Annotated in this window: 13 protein-coding genes, 2 tRNA genes and 3 rRNA genes; 7 read left to right on the forward strand and 11 right to left on the reverse strand. The window is 44.9% G+C overall.

Translation table 11 applies throughout. From position 1 onward, the window contains the following. Positions 1–467 precede the first annotated feature (467 nt). The 6 genes from V7O64_RS09855 to V7O64_RS09880 all read left to right on the forward strand — a co-directional run bounded on the left by V7O64_RS09855 (position 468) and on the right by V7O64_RS09880 (position 5,968). Positions 468–1,942, forward strand: a 16S ribosomal RNA gene (locus tag V7O64_RS09855). Between the two features lie 94 nt (positions 1,943–2,036). After that, positions 2,037–2,109 (forward strand) — tRNA-Ala (locus tag V7O64_RS09860). 123 nt (positions 2,110–2,232) lie between these two features. Next, positions 2,233–5,157: ribosomal RNA gene (locus V7O64_RS09865) — 23S ribosomal RNA — on the forward strand. A 98-nt stretch (positions 5,158–5,255) separates the two neighbouring features. Then, positions 5,256–5,327: transfer RNA gene (locus V7O64_RS09870), tRNA-Cys, on the forward strand. 21 nt (positions 5,328–5,348) lie between these two features. Beyond that, a 5S ribosomal RNA gene (gene rrf, locus V7O64_RS09875) occupies positions 5,349–5,470 on the forward strand. Together the 16S, 23S and 5S rRNA genes with 2 tRNA genes alongside form the textbook arrangement of a ribosomal RNA operon. Positions 5,471–5,593: 123 nt before the next feature. Next, the gene (locus V7O64_RS09880) at positions 5,594–5,968 is read left to right on the forward strand and encodes a hypothetical protein (protein ID WP_407355240.1); all 375 of its coding nucleotides are present in this window, start codon (positions 5,594–5,596) and stop codon (positions 5,966–5,968) included. A 271-nt stretch (positions 5,969–6,239) separates the two neighbouring features. Here V7O64_RS09880 and V7O64_RS09885 read toward each other — a convergent pair whose 3' ends face one another. Then, a complete protein-coding gene (locus V7O64_RS09885) occupies positions 6,240–6,506 on the reverse strand; it encodes a hypothetical protein (protein WP_407357319.1) in 267 nt (88 codons plus the stop codon). A 78-nt stretch (positions 6,507–6,584) separates the two neighbouring features. Then, positions 6,585–6,815, reverse strand: coding sequence for a hypothetical protein (locus V7O64_RS09890; RefSeq protein ID WP_407357320.1), 231 nt, complete (start codon positions 6,813–6,815; stop codon positions 6,585–6,587). A gap of 135 nt (positions 6,816–6,950) precedes the next feature. On the opposite strand from V7O64_RS09890, the gene V7O64_RS09895 reads away from it, so the two are divergent. Beyond that, positions 6,951–8,384, forward strand: coding sequence for a dihydrolipoyl dehydrogenase (locus V7O64_RS09895; protein ID WP_407355241.1), 1,434 nt, complete (start codon positions 6,951–6,953; stop codon positions 8,382–8,384). Positions 8,385–8,409: 25 nt separating this feature from the next. Here V7O64_RS09895 and V7O64_RS09900 read toward each other — a convergent pair whose 3' ends face one another. The 9 genes from V7O64_RS09900 to V7O64_RS09940 all read right to left on the reverse strand — a co-directional run bounded on the left by V7O64_RS09900 (position 8,410) and on the right by V7O64_RS09940 (position 18,255). After that, complete coding sequence (locus V7O64_RS09900) at positions 8,410–9,300, reverse strand: glycine betaine ABC transporter substrate-binding protein (protein ID WP_407355242.1); 891 nt, start codon at positions 9,298–9,300, stop codon at positions 8,410–8,412. 63 nt (positions 9,301–9,363) lie between these two features. Continuing rightward, positions 9,364–10,197, reverse strand: a complete 834-nt coding sequence (locus V7O64_RS09905) for an ABC transporter permease (protein ID WP_407355243.1) — start codon at positions 10,195–10,197, stop codon at positions 9,364–9,366. 1 nt (position 10,198) lies between these two features. Beyond that, positions 10,199–11,398, reverse strand: a complete 1,200-nt coding sequence (locus V7O64_RS09910; RefSeq protein ID WP_407357321.1) for a glycine betaine/L-proline ABC transporter ATP-binding protein — start codon at positions 11,396–11,398, stop codon at positions 10,199–10,201. A 244-nt stretch (positions 11,399–11,642) separates the two neighbouring features. Next, entirely contained in the window at positions 11,643–13,097 is a 1,455-nt protein-coding gene (locus V7O64_RS09915) for a PAS domain-containing sensor histidine kinase (RefSeq protein WP_407355244.1), read from the reverse strand. A gap of 465 nt (positions 13,098–13,562) precedes the next feature. Next, entirely contained in the window at positions 13,563–14,870 is a 1,308-nt protein-coding gene (locus V7O64_RS09920; RefSeq protein WP_407355245.1) for a hypothetical protein, read from the reverse strand. Positions 14,871–14,960: 90 nt separating this feature from the next. Further along, positions 14,961–16,094 carry an ABC transporter ATP-binding protein gene (locus tag V7O64_RS09925; protein WP_407355246.1) on the reverse strand — a complete coding sequence of 378 codons (1,134 nt, stop codon included), beginning with the start codon at positions 16,092–16,094 and terminating at the stop codon, positions 14,961–14,963. A gap of 8 nt (positions 16,095–16,102) precedes the next feature. Next, positions 16,103–16,771, reverse strand: coding sequence for a molybdate ABC transporter permease subunit (gene modB, locus V7O64_RS09930; protein ID WP_407355247.1), 669 nt, complete (start codon positions 16,769–16,771; stop codon positions 16,103–16,105). Between the two features lie 15 nt (positions 16,772–16,786). After that, complete coding sequence (modA, locus tag V7O64_RS09935; RefSeq protein WP_407355248.1) at positions 16,787–17,602, reverse strand: molybdate ABC transporter substrate-binding protein; 816 nt, start codon at positions 17,600–17,602, stop codon at positions 16,787–16,789. 221 nt (positions 17,603–17,823) lie between these two features. Next, entirely contained in the window at positions 17,824–18,255 is a 432-nt protein-coding gene (locus tag V7O64_RS09940; protein ID WP_407355249.1) for a peptidylprolyl isomerase, read from the reverse strand. Positions 18,256–18,287 lie beyond the last annotated feature (32 nt).

Below are 18,287 nucleotides of genomic sequence, written 5' to 3' on the forward strand. Positions count from 1 at the left end.
ATGGGGTGGGGTGGGTATGAGGGAGCACTTCTCCGCAACCCTTTTATACAAAGCCTGTTATGTAGGGGTGCTCGCGACGAGCCAGATGATGCGGTCTGCGCATCAGTTAATTTGTCAGTCGTGAATATCTGATGAAGTAGTAATCCCATTTCATCAGTTAAGTGCCTCAAAGGCCCCTTTTCCTTCGAACCCTCTGGTTCGAAAGGTATATATACGAATACGGCCTTTGAAGGAGTCCGCGCAAATCGCGCGAAACACTTACAATCACCGCCTTATACTATAAGTGGGGACAGAAGCTTTTTCTGTCCGACGTTGGATTTGGCAGTTCGGTTAATTCTGACCGGTAGTGTTTAACTACAAACTTAAAGGAATTAACCAAACTAATGTGCAGAAAGGAAGTATACTCTCAAGAGAGTTCTTTCCGATCGATTCCTTAATTGACTTCCAAAATTTGTGTGTGATCAACAATTCTGGTTGATCCTGCCAGAGGTCACTGCTATCAGTGTTCGATTAAGCCATGCGAGTCAAATGTTCTTCGTGAACATGGCGTACTGCTCAGTAACACGTGGATAATCTGCCCTAAGGTCAGGCATAACACCGGGAAACTGGTGATAATTCCTGATATACCATAGATACTGGAATGTTCTGTGGTCAAAAGCTCCGGCGCCTTAGGATGAATCTGCGGCCTATCAGGTCGTAGTGGGTGTAACGTACCTACTAGCCGACGACGGGTACGGGTTGTGAGAGCAAGAGCCCGGAGATGGATTCTGAGACATGAATCCAGGCCCTACGGGGCGCAGCAGGCGCGAAAACTTTACAATGCGGGAAACCGCGATAAGGGGACACTGAGTGCCAGCATACAATGTTGGCTGTCCGCATGTATAAATAGCATGTGTTAGCAAGGGCCGGGCAAGACCGGTGCCAGCCGCCGCGGTAACACCGGCGGCCCGAGTGGTGGCCACTATTATTGGGTCTAAAGGGTCCGTAGCCGGTTTGATCAGTCTTCCGGGAAATCTGACAGCTCAACTGTTAGGCTTCCGGGGGATACTGTCAGACTTGGGACCGGGAGAGGTAAGAGGTACTACAGGGGTAGGAGTGAAATCTTGTAATCCTTGTGGGACCACCAGTGGCGAAGGCGTCTTACCAGAACGGGTCCGACGGTGAGGGACGAAAGCTGGGGGCACGAACCGGATTAGATACCCGGGTAGTCCCAGCCGTAAACGATGCTCGCTAGGTGTCTGGGATGGTGCGACCGTTTCAGGTGCCGCAGGGAAGCCGTGAAGCGAGCCACCTGGGAAGTACGGCCGCAAGGCTGAAACTTAAAGGAATTGGCGGGGGAGCACTACAACGGGTGGAGCCTGCGGTTTAATTGGACTCAACGCCGGAAAACTCACCTGGGGCGACAGCAATATGTAGGTCAGGCTGAAGGTCTTACCTGAATCGCTGAGAGGAGGTGCATGGCCGTCGTCAGTTCGTACTGTGAAGCATCCTGTTAAGTCAGGCAACGAGCGAGACCCGTGCCCACTGTTGCCAGCATATCCTTAGGGATGATGGGTACTCTGTGGGGACCGCCGCTGCTAAAGCGGAGGAAGGTGCGGGCTACGGTAGGTCAGTATGCCCCGAATCTCCAGGGCTACACGCGGGCTACAATGGCCGGGACAATGGGTCCCTACCCCGAAAGGGGTTGGTAATCTCATAAACCCGGCCGTAGTTCGAATCGAGGGCTGCAACTCGCCCTCGTGAAGCTGGAATCCGTAGTAATCGCGTTTCAATATAGCGCGGTGAATACGTCCCTGCTCCTTGCACACACCGCCCGTCAAACCACCCGAGTGAGGTATGGGTGAGGGCACGGACCAAGTGCCGTGTTCGAACCTAAATTTCGCAAGGGGGGTTAAGTCGTAACAAGGTAGCCGTAGGGGAATCTGCGGCTGGATCACCTCCTAAGCAGATCGGCAAAACGCCGATCACCACAACCGGTCAGAAATCGAAAAACTGTCAGATCCAGAATGAAGATCCACAACATAAGGATCGTTCATGGGCTTGTAGATCAGTTGGAAGATCGTCGCCTTTGCAAGGCGAAGGCCCTGGGTTCGAATCCCAGCAAGTCCATTATTCAGTGCACCCGGCAAGTAATGTTGCCGGGGAAGGATGAAGTGGTCGGCGACCAGGCCGGCTGCAATGAGATCGTGTATACGCATGCATATATCAGACGCTCACTGGACAAAGTGAGATGGACTCTGGTAAATATGCCTTCAGGTGGATGGCTCGGCTCAAGCGCTGATGAGGGACGTGCCAAGCTGCGATAAGCCCGGGGTAGGTGCATGGAGCCTATGAACCCGGGATCTCCTAATGGGTCTTCCTGACACGTTTTACGTGTCGATCATCAATGATCGGGAACGCCCCGAATTGAAGCATCTTAGTAGGGGCAGGAAAAGAAATCGAAGAGATACCGTTAGTAATGGCGAATGAACACGGTACAGTTCAAACTGAATCCCGCCGGTAACGAGCGGGAGATGTGGTGTTGTAGGTTCTTTCTAAAGGTCCCACTTGGTTGGAGTTTAACTTTTCTGGAACGTTAGACCACAGAGTGTGATAGTCACGTAAACAACGACCAAAGGATCTGGATTATAACCTGAGTAACGTGGGTCGGAATTCCCGCGTGAATTTGGGAGGCACCAACTTCCAAAACTAAATACGACTTGAGACCGATAGCGAACTAGTAGGGTGACCGAAAACTGAAAAGTACCCCAAGAAGGGAGGTTAAAAGTGCCTGAAACCTGGAGGCGATGGAGCGATATGGCGTTAAAGGATCTTTGATGCGAAGGAAACAGTCGCGAGGCTGCTGTACGGGCATCACTGCCAATGTCATATCTTACGTTTTGAAGAACGGGCCAGGGAGTGTATTCAAATGGCGATGGCTAACTTTCAAATAGGAAGCCGAAGCGAAAGCAACATGCTCGCAGCCGTAAGGCGAGGAGCGACGTATACAAGTGCGTGGAGTCATTGGGATACGACCCGAAGCCGGGTGATCTAGGCGTGGGCAGGTTGAAGCGTGGCGAAAGCTACGTGGAGGACCGCAAGCGGTATTGATCTGCAAATCATTCGTGTGACCTGCGTCTCGGAGTGAAAGGCTAATCTAACCCGGCATCAGCTGGTTCCTTCCGAAACATGTCGCAGCATGACCTGATCGGAGATAGTCGGTGAAGTAGAGCACTGATTGGTGGTCCCGGGGAAGAAATTCCTCAGCTACTTGTCAAACTCCAAACTCACCGTCGTCTGAGAAGATCGGAGTCCGGACTACTGGGGTAAGCTTGTAGTCCGTAAGGGAGACAACCCAGCCCGTGGTTAAGGTCCCAAAGTGTCGACTAAGTGTTAATACTAAAGGGCGTCCTAAGCCCTAGACAGCTGGAAGGTTAGCTTAGAAGCAGCTATCCTTTAAAGAGTGCGTAACAGCCCACCAGTCGAGGTTTGGGGCCCCGAAAATGGACGGGGCTCAAGTCGACCACCGATACCACGGAGCACCGCAAGGTGATCTCGTAGGAAGGCGTTGCGTTCGGGCAGAAGCAGGGCTGTGAAGTCCTGTGGACCGTGCGGAAACGAAAATCCTGGTAATAGTAACAGCATAGATAGGTGAGAATCCTATCCGCCGAAGGGGCTAGGTTTCCTCGGCAATGATCGTCAGCCGAGGGTTAGTCGGTCCTAAGACGTACCGTAATCCGAGTACGCCAAAAGGGAAACAGGTTAATATTCCTGTACCTCATGACAATAAACTGACGTTTTTGGGCAGGCTGAGCGGCGTCGTCGCGCCGTCTAAGCACCGAATCCCGTGGAGAGCCGTAATGGCGAGAAGCGGGCGAATGTGTTATGGCGAAAGTCAGCTGCACCCGGGAACCCGTGAAAAGGAAGTCATGGGTCCGTACCGAGAACTGACACAGGTGCCCCTAGCTGAAAAGGCTAAGGCGTGTCGGAATAATTTGGCTAAGGGAATTCGGCAAATTAGCTCCGTAACTTCGGGAGAAGGAGTGCCTGCTGTGAAGACAGCAGGTCGCAGTGACAAGAGAGCTCTAACTGTCTAATATCAACATAGGAGATCGCAAACCCGTAAGGGCTAGTACGATCTCTGAATCCTGCTCAGTGCAGGTACCTGAAACCCCGGTTCAACGGGACGAAGGGCCTGTAAACAGCGGGGGTAACTATGACCCTCTTAAGGTAGCGTAGTACCTTGTCGCTTAATTGGCGACTTGCATGAATGGATCAATGAGAGCTCTACTGTCCCTAGCCAGAGTCCGGTGAAGCTTACTTTCTAGTGCACAGTCTAGAGACCTCTAGGGGGAAGTGAAGACCCCGTGGAGCTTTACTGCAGCCTGTCGTTGGGTTGTGATTTTGGATGTACAGTGTAGGTAGGAGACGTCGAAACCGGTGCGCCAGCATCGGTGGAGTCGCCATTGGGACACTACCCTTCTGAAATTACGGCCCTAACTCCGAGAGGAGGACCCCGATAGGTGGGCAGTTTGCCTGGGGCGGGACGCCCTTGAAAAGATATCAAGGGCGCACAAAGGTTGACTCAAGTGGGTCGGAAACCCACTGAAGAGTGCAAGAGCATAAGTCAGCCTGACGTTATTCAGCACAGTAGTGGATGACGAGACGAAAGTCGGTTCTAGCGAACTTTTGTGCTCGCTTGGTGCGAGCCAAAAATGACAGAAAAGTTACCCCGGGGATAATTGAGTTGTTGCCGGCAAGAGCACATATCGACCCGGCAGCTTGCTACTTCGATGTCGGTTCTTTCCATCCTGGCCGTGCAGCAGCGGCCAAGGGTGAGGTTGTTCGCCTATTAAAGGAGATCGTGAGCTGGGTTTAGACCGTCGTGAGACAGGTCGGTTACTATCTACTAGAGGTGTCAGTGGTCTGAGGGTAAGCTACTTTTAGTACGAGAGGAACAGGGTAGCGGCGCCACTGGTGTATCAGTTGTCCGACAGGGCACTGCTGAGCAGCTACGCGCTAAGGAATAAGAGCTGAATGCATCTAAGCTCGAAATCTGACTTGAAAAGAGACCACATTAAGGATCCCGGTACAAGACCGGTTTGATAGGGTCGGGATGTACGCACCAAGGCAACGAGGTGTTCAGTCCGCGGCTACTAAAAATCCGTGCCTGTCCGTCTTGCTTTGTCCAGGCGAAATCTGATATGTGCATGATGATATACACGAACTTTCCAGTAAAGTTTAAATGCAATGGATTCATTCATGAATCGCTCATTGCCAAGGTGGCGGAGCGGCTACGCAATCGCCTGCAGAGCGATTCCATTCCGGTTCGAATCCGGACCTTGGCTTTACTGTTCATCATGAGAGAGTTTGGCGGCCATAGCGGCAGGGCAATTCCTGTACCCATACCGAACACAGAAGATAAGCCTGCCAGCGTTCCTTACTGTACTGAAGTACGAGAGTCTTCGGGAAATCTGGATCGCTGCCAACTCACTCATACAAATTATCTTTTCTATTTCCTACAATATTTAGTTGAATAGTGCTGGCTTTAGAGTTTGAACTAACTTTTTATGGAACCCTATTATTTTTATATCATTTCAATCACAATCTGTGTATGACAGATGAAAAGCAACTGATATTCATCAAACTGAAAGAATTACTTTCAGCTTATGTACCACCTCTGGTTATTACCAGAGATGAAGACGAAAAATTTGATGTTTACGGAGATGTCAAAGTTACTATTGGAAAAAAGACTCATGATCGTGTATACTTTGCTTCATTGGAAGTATGGAAGAATCACGTTGGTTTCTATTTTTTCCCAATTTATACACATCATAATATGTTCTCAGATACACATGAGGACCTGATTAAATTACTTAAAGGCAAATCATGTTTTCACGTAAAAAAAGAAGATGAAATTATTTTTACTGAAATCGAAAAATTACTCAAAAAAGGTTTTGAAATATATCGTGATGAAGGCTGGATTTAATTATTTTTATCGTCCCGTGTTATATTACTCTAATTATATACTCAAAAGCACCTATATAACATAAGATATTTAGTATATCTGTTTCTCTCTTGTTCAAAAACAGGGCTACAAAGCCCTTATTTCTTTTTTATGTCTATTTCATCAGATCCATCCGCCCCTGTACAATTATTGTAAGAATTATAAGTGGCAGTACGTACCTTGCATATGGGCTGATACATCCGGGTATTTTCATTCATTTTCCTGTATTTGCTTCCATGACAAACCTGTTCCATCACCACTCATGGAAGACGAAGAAAAGGAATCCCCATATGATACCTCCGGCCATCTGATTGAATATGTTTGGCAGTGTCACGAAAATAAGTTCCGGGCCGGAGCCTGCATCAATCCCTAAAGCAAAAGCTGCCGGGAATATCACAAGCCCTGCAAGCAGTGCAATGGAATTGTCAAGAGTAACCACATTGACAGCTTCTCCCGGAAGGGGTCGCTCCTTTCCTATATAGCTCCCAAATATTGCCATACCTCCTGCACCTGCGCTTATTCCCTATGATGCCCATATAGCCAAATACATGCCATTCAGTTCCCGATGGCTTAAGTTTGCGCATTGCACCGGCAATGTTCAGTTTCCTCCTCTTCCGATCGAATATTCCATCACGAGGATAGGTAGCCCCAGTAACACAAGAAAAGCAAGGTAAATAAGAACAAAAGCAGCACCTCCGTATTTTCCTGTGATGTATGGAAAGCGCCATATATTGCCAAGCCCGATAGCGCAACCTGCAGATATCAATAAAAACCCCAGTCTGCTTGTAAGCTGTTCCCTTTCGATGCTGGTCCCTTCTTTATCTTTAATTCTTCCTGTCCTTCATTGAATTATTTGAACATATGTGCAATAATTATATTAATCGTTAGTATGCATGCTATAGCCGGAAATTATTATACGGCTTAACAACAATAATAACAGGAATCTTATACAGTGGGGATTTATATGATAGAATACGATCTTATTGTAATTGGCTCCGGCTCCGGGATGAACTATGTAAGCGCAATGCTTGATGCAAATCCTGAAATGAAAGTTGCTCTTATTGATAAAGATGAACCCGGAGGTATCTGCCTGACCCGGGGCTGTATACCTTCAAAGATGCTCCTCTACCCTGCAGAACTTGTGAGGGACATTGCAAAAGCAGGAAATTTCGGGATCAAAGCCTCAATTGAGAGCATCGATTTCAAGGCTGTAATGGACAGGATGCGTTCAACAATATCAGCAGATATTGAAGGCATAAAGCACGGATACACACACATTCCCCGTCTGGATTTCTATAATGAGGCCGCAGAGTTCGTCTCACCCTATACCATGAAAGCAGGTGAGGAGACCATCACTGCAAAAATGATATTCCTGTGTACAGGTTCAAAACCTGCAATTCCACCGGTAAAAGGACTTGATGATGTGGATTATCTCACAAGTGATGATGTACTGGAACTAACAGAGCTTCCGGAAAGTCTTGCCATAATCGGAGGAGGATATATTGCAGCCGAATATGGTCATTTCTTTTCTTCCATGGGTTCAAAGGTCACGATAATAGGCAGAAATGCCCGAATTATTCCGGAAGGAGAACCTGAGATCTCAGTCCTGGCAAAGAAAATGATGTCTGAGTATATGGATATTCTGACCAACTGCGAGGTTGTCGAGGTTAAGGGATCATCTGAGGGAAATGTTGTAGTTGCAAAAGACCGCAAAACCGGTGAAGAAAAAGAGGTCATGGCCTCTTCAATACTTGTGGCAACGGGCAGGAGTCCCAACACCGATATACTCAAACCAGAACTTGGAGTTATCAACACAGATAAGCACGGATGGATAAAGGTGAATGAACATCTGGAAACATCTCAGCCAAATGTCTGGGCTTTTGGAGATGCAAACGGAAAGTATCTTTTCAAACATGTTGCAAACCATGAATCAACTGTTGTCTATTACAATGCTGCCCTGAAAAAGAAAGCAAAAGTAGATTATCATGCAGTACCTTATGCTGTTTTTTCATATCCTGAGATCGCAGGTGTTGGCATGACCGAGAGACAGGCCATTGAAGAGTACGGTGAAGAGAATATAGTCATGGGTTTTTACCGTTTCCAGGATACTGCAAAAGGTATGGCTATGTCGCTTACAGATGAGTTTGTGAAGATCATACTTGCAAACGATTCCCAGAGAATACTCGGTGCACATATAATAGGTCCGCAGGCCTCAGTTCTCATCCACCAGATAATCCCGCTGATGTACACGGAAAAACAGGATGCAACTCCAATAATGTATGCAATGGACATCCATCCTTCACTAAGTGAGGTAATCAAAAGAGCATTTTATTCAAGGATGCCGGTCAATGAGTATCATATGATCATGCAGGCATATGGACTGGAAGAAGCCGAGTGATTAAAAATAGAAAAAAGAGAGAACCTCAGTTCTCTCCGATCCATTCACTTACTTTCTCAGGGTTGTTATCCACCCATTTCCTGGCAGCATCTTCTTCGGACATACCGTCTGCAAGGTCTGACATTACAGACTGGATGTCATCGTGGGTCCACTTGAACCTGCTGATTATTCCGTAGAGCTGCGGGTCATCTTCCTGAAGTCCCATTCTTGCAAGGGTCTCAACATGATCTGCCTCACCATATATCTCCATTGGGTCTTCAAGATACTTCAGGTCAAAACTGTTGAATGCCCAGTGTGGTGACCAGAGAGTTACAACGGTCCAGTCTCCTGCATCAACTGATCTTTTGAGTGAGGCGGTCATACCTGCACTGCTGCTTGCAACAAGCTCATAATCAAGTCCGTACTCATCTATGGCTGTTTCAGTTGTTGACATTATTCCGGCACCCGGGTCGATACCTATTATCTCACCGTTGAACTGGTCCTTGTTGTCATTGAGCTCATCGATGGAGTCAATGGTGACATACGTTGGTACAACAAGCCCTATACGGCAATCTTCAAGGTTCACGGCAACACTGTCAATGTCTTCTCCATACCTTTCCCAGTAGTTCTTCTGGGTCTGTGGAAGCCACGCAGAAGTCGTAAAGTCGAACTGGCTGTCTGCAAGTCCCTGGTAGAGTGCGCCTGCATCAACAGCTATTATCTCCACATCATAACCTGCCTCTTCAAGGACAAGTTTCATGACATTGGTACTGGCTATTTCGCCGTCCCAGAGAACATAGCCGATAGTTGCTTCCTTTGTGGTGGTTGCTTCATCTGTTCCATTATCTCCGGTTGTATCCTGATCAGTGCATCCGCTTACCATGACAAGCATGGCAAGCACTATGAGCACTGAAAGGACTTTTATTTCTCTTTTCACTTTATCACAACATTTTAGTTTATAAAAAGACCAAAAGGCCTGTAAACATCAAAAATTACTTTGTTATTTCTTAGGTGTAATGCTCTGCGTCAATCTGTCAAGCACGATGGCAATTATCACAATCCCAAGACCTGCCTCAAAACCCTGGGCTATGTCTACCCTCTGGATACCTACAAGCACCTGGTACCCAAGCCCACGTGCACCTATCATAGCAGCAATGACCACCATTGAAAGTGAGAGCATTATGCATTGGTTCACACCCGCCATTATAGTCGGGAGAGCAACCGGCAATTCTACCTTTATAAGTTTTTGCATTTGGGTCGTTCCAAATGCATTTGCCACTTCGTTAAGTTCCACAGGGACCTGCCTGATACCAAGGTTGGTAAGACGAATAGCAGGTGGCATTGCAAACACAATGGTTGCAACAAGTCCCGGTACATTACCCAGCCCGAAAAATATCACAGCAGGTATAAGATACACAAAAGAAGGCATAGTCTGCATGAAATCCAGTATTGGCTTGACTATATGGAATACTGTTTCATTCTTTGCAGCTACAATACCAGTTGGGATCCCTACCATCAGGGCTACCAGTGCAGACGCCAGTACAAGGGCAATGGTCTCCATTGAAAGGTTCCAGAGGTTCATGCTTTCTATCAAAACAAAACCAATTGCAGTACCAATGGAAAGTTTAAGATCCCTTCTGGAAACGATATATACCAGGACAGAAACAATGAATATGAAAGCAATGGGTGGCAGAAACATTAATATGTCTTTGAATCCGGATATAAGAAAATCGATAAATCCGCTGAAGATATCCATTAAAAAACCGAAATTATCATTCAGCCAGTAAACGCCCGATTCAACGTTTTTCCCTATGGCTATATCAGGTATCACCATTTTAATCCCCCTCCTTTATGGTGAGGGCACCCAGTATACTACCTCTTACAATGATTCCAAGAAGCCTGTTCCTGTCATTCACCACTGCAAGTGGAAAATGACTTTCTGCTATCATGGGAATGATATCCTTGATAGGCTCATCCGGTGCAATTGTCGGCACATCAGTGATCAATACATCCTGTAATGTCCTCTTCTCCTTGACGGCCTTTACAGCATCCTCAATAAGAAGTATGCCTTTGATAGTCTTTTCAGGATCGACCACAAAAATGGACGATATTCCGTGTTTTTTCATCAGTTGCATGGCAACGGTAAGTCCTGCATTGATAGATACCACAGGTTCCGGACGTTTCATTACATTCTCTGCGGTAAGGATCTTTGTCCTGTCAACACCGGCAACGAACTCAGATACGTAATCATCGGCAGGATTTGTTAGTATCTCCTCAGCCGTTCCTATCTGGGCAATGACCCCATCTTTCATAATGGCTATGCGGTCCCCGAGTTTCAGGGCTTCATCCAGGTCATGGGAAACAAATACTATGGTTTTCCTGAGCTTGTCCTGGAGTGCGATCAATTCGTCCTGCATCTCAGACCTGATAAGCGGATCAAGAGCACTGAACGCCTCATCCATGAGTAAAATATCCGGATCAGTGGCAAGTGCACGGGCAAGTCCTACCCTCTGCTGCATTCCACCGCTTAGCTGGGATGTTTTGCTTGATTCATAACCTTTAAGACCTACTTTGACAATAGCTTCCTCTGCTTTTGCATATCTGTCCTCTTTAGGGATACCCTGTACCTCAAGTCCAAAAGCAACGTTATCAATAACAGTTCTGTGGGGCAGAAGAGCAAAGCTTTGGAATACCATGCTCATTTTCTTTCTTCTGGCATCCCTTAACTCTTTATCATTCATTGTGGCAATGTCATCGCCATCTATGAGGATATGCCCATCACTTGGATCGATCAGGCGGTTCAGGCAACGTAAAAGAGTGGACTTTCCTGAACCCGACAGTCCCATGAGTACGAAAGTTTCTCCTTCATAAACATCAAAGTTCACTTTATAAAGGCCGACAGTCTGTTTTGTCCTTTCGAATATTTCCTGTTTAGATATTCCCTGCTCTACAAGGGAAATTGCTTTTTGAGGTGTTTTGCCAAAGATCTTGACAAGATTGCGTACCTCAATTTTCTTATTTTTTTGAATTGTAATACCTCAATTTGAAATAAGGTCATTTTAATTACTATCCTATAGTTTTGACTGGGTTACCCTATATTAACCTTTCGTTATTTCGTTGCAAAAATACGCTCTATTATATCTTATTTTTTGAAAATAAGCTCTATAATTATCTTTATTCCTATTTTTATATAATAGGCAAGCAAGCCATATTTAACATATTTTATCATGCAGGTCATTTCTGCAAAAAGAGAAAAGCATCAAATTGAATCAAATACTTCTAAAGGTTTAAGCTCTTGACCGGTATCTCAAAAGCAAATGTTGAGCCATGCCCTGTTTTACTTTGTACCCATATCCTGCCACCATGTAATTCTACATATTTTTTTACAAGGGCAAGCCCAAGGCCAGTGCCTTCATAATGGCGTTCGATTCCATTATCTATCTGCCTGAAAGGTTGGAAAAGATGTTTCTGTTCCTCTTCTGAAATGCCAATGCCCGAATCTGTGACTGATATGAGGATCATGTCTTCTGAAGCCCTTATGGATACCTTGACAAAACCATCTTTTTGGGTGAACTTGATGGCATTGCTCATGAGATTGTAGATTATCTGCTTGAATTTGAGTTTGTCAGCACAGATGCTCTGTACCTTGTTTGCGCATTCTATTTCAAGTTTGATCCTTTTTTTGATTGCCAGAGGACTTACCACATCAACCACCTCATCGATGACATGGCTTACCATGAACTGCTCAGGCTCCAGCTCCATCTTTCCGGCTTCTATCTTGGAGATATCAAGAATGTTGTTAATAAGTTCAAGGAGATGTTTTCCACTCACAGCTATGTTTTTCAGATATTTCTCCTGCTGCTCTGTTATCTCTCCGGTCATCCCACTAAGCATCACATCAGAGAAACCAATAATGGAGTTTAGAGGAGTTCGAAGTTCATGGCTCATTGTCGTAAGGAATTCACTCTTTGCATTGCTAGCAGCTTCTGCCTCCGCCCTGGACTTAATTAGTTCTTCGTTTTCCTTGTGGTTGCTGATGTCCCGGGTAATACCTACAAGACCTGTGTAAGATCCATCTGCATCAAATAGTGGAGCTTTGATCGTTTCATAGTATCTTGTCTCAGAAGACCTGTCATCACATATTTCATACCTGATAGGCTTTCCTGACCCTATGACTTCCATATCTTTGGTGTATAAAAAATCAGCCTTCTCTTTGGGAAAAAGTTCATACGCACTTTTACCTTTGATTTGCTCTGCAGTTATATTCGTAAATTCTGAAAAAGCGGGATTGCATCCCAGGTACTTTCCTTCCGTATCCTTGAAAAAGACCATGTCAGGAATGGAATTCAACAGTCCTGTGAGCTTTGAGGTCTTCCTGCTGAGCTCATTTTGTACTAGTTGTCTTTTTTGTGCTTCTTTTTGCAGGATACCCGCACTTGCTATCGTGGGGATCCACTTAATGACCCCCAGAGCTATGAGAATAAAACCCGCAATTTCCCCGGGAAAGTTTTCGATCACATCCCCGTGCATACTGTTTTCCACATAGCTCTGTATTATCGATATATTGTAAAAAGCATCAACAACATGGCCTACTGACAGTAATACGAAACCAACAAGTATCATCTGCCATCCACTATTGGAAATATCCCTGTTCTTTCTCCCCGTGTTCCAGAGGTATAAAGTTGTAATAGCCACTATTATTGCAACAATTGATTCTTTGATAAGGTCTCCCATAACTATTCACGAATTTTTGATTTTATGATTTAATGCCGTTCCTTTTTATGCAAGGGATCGTGAATCCATCTTTAATGCATTGAATGATAATATATCTTTGGTCAATATCTTATACTGTTCAAATTCTTATCTCACGGTTGATCAAAAAGAAATGATTACGCAGAATAAAGCACCGGGTGATGGTAATAAATTGTTAAATGTCTTACAAATAATTATTGACAGCGGCGCAAACAATCTCTTTTTCCATTGATAATATCTAACAAAAGTTTATGTGTTAGAGTATAACACTATCTGAAGCTTTCTCAGCAAGCTGTCCGGGGGACCTGCAGGTCAATATTGCAACAGCTTGCTATCTTCAGCCGGATGATGCTGATCTAGTTGAAATGGGAATTTTTGTTCGCGAATTGCCCATAAATAGAAAATGCAATCAACTACAACAATCAACATTAAAGAATCAAAAGAAGTTCACAGAAAATCATTCGGATACCTTATATCAGCATCCTCACCAAAAACATGCCTGATATCAGATTGAAGCACAGACCTGGTCATTTCCAGTTCTTCCATGAGGCTGTCCTGACGTTTCCTTTCTGATTCAACATCACTATTGACCGATCTTAGAAGGCTTTGATGGTTTTCAATCTTCCTTTCAATACCCTCTCTTTCCTTATAGATGCTAAGGACGCTCAATTCCTGATACAGAGCCTCCCGTTGTGAATGGTATACCTGTTTCTGTTCAGCAAGGAGTGATAGATTTTTATTGTTCTGCAGGGCCTGGATGTGTTTTAAAGCCTTATCACACATCTGTTCCTTTAAACCAAGCTCCCCGCTTTTTATCCGCTCGCTAAGTTGCCAAAGAAAAGTGTTCATATCATATTCTATTGCTGAAGCCGGTTCTTCAGTTATCATCTTAATTATTCTCCGGTTCTCAGGGGAAAGCACGCATCTCTCGTTCTCATCCTGTTTTTCCATCCTGCTGATCGCCTTTGAAAGTGGCGTGAATGCCCTTCTTGCTTCTGACCCTACATCCGCTATCTTAGTGTCAAGGAGCTTGATCTGGGTTTCAAGTTGTTTTGCTTTTTCAAACTCCTTACTATGATCAAGTTCTGTCAGCTTGGAATCAAAAATAGCTAGTTCAGACTTTCCATTTTCATATTTTTGATTAAGTTCCATCATCTTTTGATTACTATCCTTTATCTCTGTCTGAAGTTTCCTGACATTGTTAACCTCTTCTGCTATCTTCCCCAATTCTCCTATATTTTTGTTCACTTCTTCTATGGATAAATAAAGTTCATCGAGTATGTCTTCAAGGTCAGAAAGGCCCTGGTTTATATTCTTATGCTCCTGCGGATAGAGCGCTTTTATATAGAGCAGACTTCTGCGAGTGTTATCAAGTACTGTCTTAAGTGTTGATTTTGCATCTGTATAAAATTCAAAAGCAGATTCAGGTTTTGTGTCGGCGGGAACTTTCAGTTTCTCATGGATGATCTTCAGGTTATTCACAACGTTATCACGGTTAGAATCTCCTAGTTTTTCTCCTCTTTTGCTTGCCCCTTCTATCGGGTCTGCAGCAAGCAATTCTTTTTTGCAAACATCCAGTTCCTTGAGTGCCCGCTGAATCTCTTCAAATCTCTCTTTTACAAAAGGCCTGCTTAGATCTTCCTGTTTTTTTATCTCGGTCTTTATCAAATTGGTAATCTCTGAAAAATCAAAAACCAACGGAGGAGTTTCCTCTTTTTCCTGCTTTTTTCCAAAAAGCCTTTTAATGAACTTCATCTCTTCAACAAAATAATGCGATTTTACTTTAAATGTCTATTGGGCATCAAAGAAGGGGATAGTGGGTGTATCGCAACCAATCATGCTTTTTTAGAATACCACTATTTTGCTGCTTTCTATCCTTACCAGGCATCCATCTCCTATCCTGCTATCCATATCCTCAAATAACTGATTTGCTATCTCAGCCATCAGCAATTCATTGTGTTCTGCTATCCTTAGTGCCAATACCTTGCTTGATCCCTTATTAACAATGCTTTTTATTTGTGCACTGAACGTATTATCGCCTCTTTCATAACTCTTTTGTGAGACTGGAAATATACGCAGGTTCTCCGGCCGTATTCCCCACGTTAGTTTATCATTTCCGTTATCTTTTAGCTTAATCAGGCCCCTGTTCAATTTAACTTCCATGTCACCACATTTGAGTGTCACAGTCCCTGACGTCTCATCATTATTTAATACAACAGAGTCTTCAAATATGTTCGATAATCCCACAAGCTCGGCAACATGCCTGTTCTTCGGGTGGTAGAACACCTCTTCAGGTGTCCCTATCTGCTGAACCCGGCCATCGTGGAACATTATTATCTTGTCTGCTATGGTGAATGCTTCCACATGGTTGTGAGTGATGAAAAGCACAGGAATACCAAGTTCTCTCTGGATCTGCTTGATGATCTCCCGAAGCTTCATGCGCACAACCATATCAAGAGCAGAGAATGGTTCGTCAAGTAGCAGTATGTCAGGTTTAGGGGCCAGGGCCCTTGCCAGCGCCACACGCTGTTTCTGCCCACCGGATAGTTGTGACGGATAATTGTTCTCCAGTCCTTCTATATGGAGCAAATGCAGCATTTCATTGATCCTTTTTTCCCTTTCTTCAACGTTAAGTCCTTTAAGTCCGTAGGCAATATTCTTTTTCACATCCATGTGGGGAAAAAGGGCATAGTTCTGGAAAACATACCCGAGGCTGCGCTGTTGTACGGGAAGATCTATTCTTTTATGACAATCAAAGTACACCTTGCCGTTAACGACTATCTTTCCTCCGTTTGGTTCAAGAAGTCCGGCTATACATTGCAGTGTGGTTGTCTTCCCGGAACCCGAACGTCCAAATAGCACCACAAGCTCATTTCCCGTCTCAAACCTGGCATCAAGTATGAAAGCAGGGTCTATGCCTTTTTTCTTATCACTTTTTTTTCTGTAATAACGTCTCCTGAAATCCACTCTGATGCCCATGTATTACCTCATATCTTCCAGCTGTTGACAAGTTTTGCAGTTATGGCCATGGATAGCAGGGACATTGTCACAAGTATTATCACAAGCATGTTGGCAAGCTCATTGTTCCCTGCCTGGAATGCACTATATATTGAAATTGACATGGTGTTCGTTCTTCCCGGGATGTTGCCTGCAACCATCAGTGTAGCACCGAACTCTCCCACAGCCCTTGCAAAGCTCAGTACTATACCTGCAAGTATCCCTTTTTTGGCAAGTGGTAATGTGATCAACAGTGCCGTCTCAAGTTCTTTTCTTCCCAGTGTGAAAGCAGCATACTCCAAATCCCTGTCAACCGCTTCTATGGCTGCGGTGGTCGTCTTTACCATGAGTGGCAGGGATACGATGAATGCTGCAATTACTGCAGCTTCCCATGTGAAGAGTATGGTCCAGCCAGTAAGGTCATACAGTATCCTTCCAAAGGTTCCATTCCTTCCCAGCATGACAACCAATATGTACCCGGTAACTGTCGGAGGAAGCACCAGAGGTAAAGTGACAAGGATATCTGCAAACCATTTTCCTGTGAAATCACGTCTTGCAAGTATGTATGATATTATCACACCTACAAGTGCCACTACAAGAGTGGACAATACTGATATTTTCAGCGTGAGCGTAAGGGGAAACCACAACTGGTCCATCATCTCTTCTATTCCTTTTTAAGCTGTAAATCCATAGGATTCGAGTATTGTTCTGCCTTCATCCGAGGTGACGAAGTCTACGAACATCTGTGCCTCTGCTTTATGTTCCGTGGTTGAGACTACAGCGATCGGATAACTTATCTGTGTCACAGTTGGTAAGGTTGCCGCAATCCTGATGCTGTCTGGACGGGATGTTGCTGCATCTGTACTGTAGACAAATCCTGCATCTACCTCTCCTCTCTCTACATAGACCAATACTTGCTTCACGTCGTCTGCAAGTATGGACTTGTCCTGGAGATTATCCCACAGACCTGCTTCTGTAAGCGCTTCCACCGTATATTTCCCGACAGGTGCTGTATCAGGATTTCCGATTGCTATTGTTTTGACTTCCCCTGCACTCAGATCCTCGGGTTCTGTGATGTCAAGCTCACTGTCTGCGGGTGTAATAAGAACTACCGTGTTCTCTGCAAAGTCCTTTCTTGAATCTTCAACTATTAAGGACTGGTCACTTAATATATCCATATGGCTCTTTGATGCGGATGCGAACACATCGATGGGCGCACCGCCTTCTATCTGCATCCGGAGGGTTCCCGATCCTGCGAAGTTGTAATTCACGTCAATATTACGATATTCCTCCTCAAATTGTTTTTCGATGTCAGTAAAAGCCTCTGTAAGACTTGCTGCAGCAGATACTGTTATTTGCACAGGCACGGAAGCTTCCGGTGAGCCTTCATTACCTGTTTCAGATGCGGTGTTGTCCACACATCCGCTCATTACGAGTGAAAATGTCAGTATAAATGCAACAGCAAGGATGATCTTTTTGTTTATTTTCATGATGGTACCTTCCTTTTTGTCAGCCGGACTTTAGTTGAATTCATTTTCAACCGTTATGTCCTACGGCACATAACGCACATCTTCTTTTTTCTAGTATAAGTATCTTTCCAAGTAAGGATTCTGTTAAGCTAAGGAGCAGGGACAAATCAAAAATAGATACTTCAATGGTTTCCTTGAAATAAATAATTGAGAAGTATCAAGGATACTTCAAAAAAAAGATATTATTCTTCGATAACAGTGACTTTCTTCATCACATCTTTTGCCTTTATCTTGTTCACGACATCCATGCCCTCGATGACCTGTCCAAAGACAGTGTGGACGCCGTCAAGGTGAGGTTGTGGTGAATGTGTGATGAAGAACTGGCTGCCACCGGTGTCCTTGCCTGCATGTGCCATGGAGAGTGCGCCTTTGCCGTGCTTGCGCGGGTTTCCCTTTGTTTCGCACTTGATCTTGTATCCAGGTCCTCCGGTGCCGTCTCCTCTTGGACACCCACCCTGGATTACAAAATTCGGAATTACACGATGAAAGGTAAGTCCGTCATAGAATCCTTCCTTTATGAGTTTCTCAAAGTTTGCAACGGTCTTTGGAGCATCCTTTTCGAACAGTTCAATGACAATGTTCCCTTTGTCGGTCTCGATGATCGCTTTTTTCATGAGGTTCACCTTTATGAGATTGGTAAATGGGT

The sequence above is a fragment of the Methanolobus sp. WCC5 genome (assembly GCF_045690325.1).
Taxonomy (GTDB): Archaea; Halobacteriota; Methanosarcinia; order Methanosarcinales; family Methanosarcinaceae; genus Methanolobus.

Bases quoted from the DNA above. Each gene is read 5' to 3' on its own strand.
- V7O64_RS09880 (WP_407355240.1), top strand. From the start codon at position 5,594: ATGACAGATGAAAAGCAACTGATATTCATCAAACTGAAAGAATTACTT.
- V7O64_RS09895 (WP_407355241.1), top strand. From the start codon at position 6,951: ATGATAGAATACGATCTTATTGTAATTGGCTCCGGCTCCGGGATGAAC.
- V7O64_RS09905 (WP_407355243.1), bottom strand. From the start codon at position 10,197: ATGGTGATACCTGATATAGCCATAGGGAAAAACGTTGAATCGGGCGTT.
- V7O64_RS09915 (WP_407355244.1), bottom strand. From the start codon at position 13,097: ATGGGAGACCTTATCAAAGAATCAATTGTTGCAATAATAGTGGCTATT.
- V7O64_RS09920 (WP_407355245.1), bottom strand. From the start codon at position 14,870: ATGAAGTTCATTAAAAGGCTTTTTGGAAAAAAGCAGGAAAAAGAGGAA.
- V7O64_RS09925 (WP_407355246.1), bottom strand. From the start codon at position 16,094: ATGGGCATCAGAGTGGATTTCAGGAGACGTTATTACAGAAAAAAAAGT.
- modB (WP_407355247.1), bottom strand. From the start codon at position 16,771: ATGATGGACCAGTTGTGGTTTCCCCTTACGCTCACGCTGAAAATATCA.
- modA (WP_407355248.1), bottom strand. From the start codon at position 17,602: ATGAAAATAAACAAAAAGATCATCCTTGCTGTTGCATTTATACTGACA.
- V7O64_RS09940 (WP_407355249.1), bottom strand. From the start codon at position 18,255: ATGAAAAAAGCGATCATCGAGACCGACAAAGGGAACATTGTCATTGAA.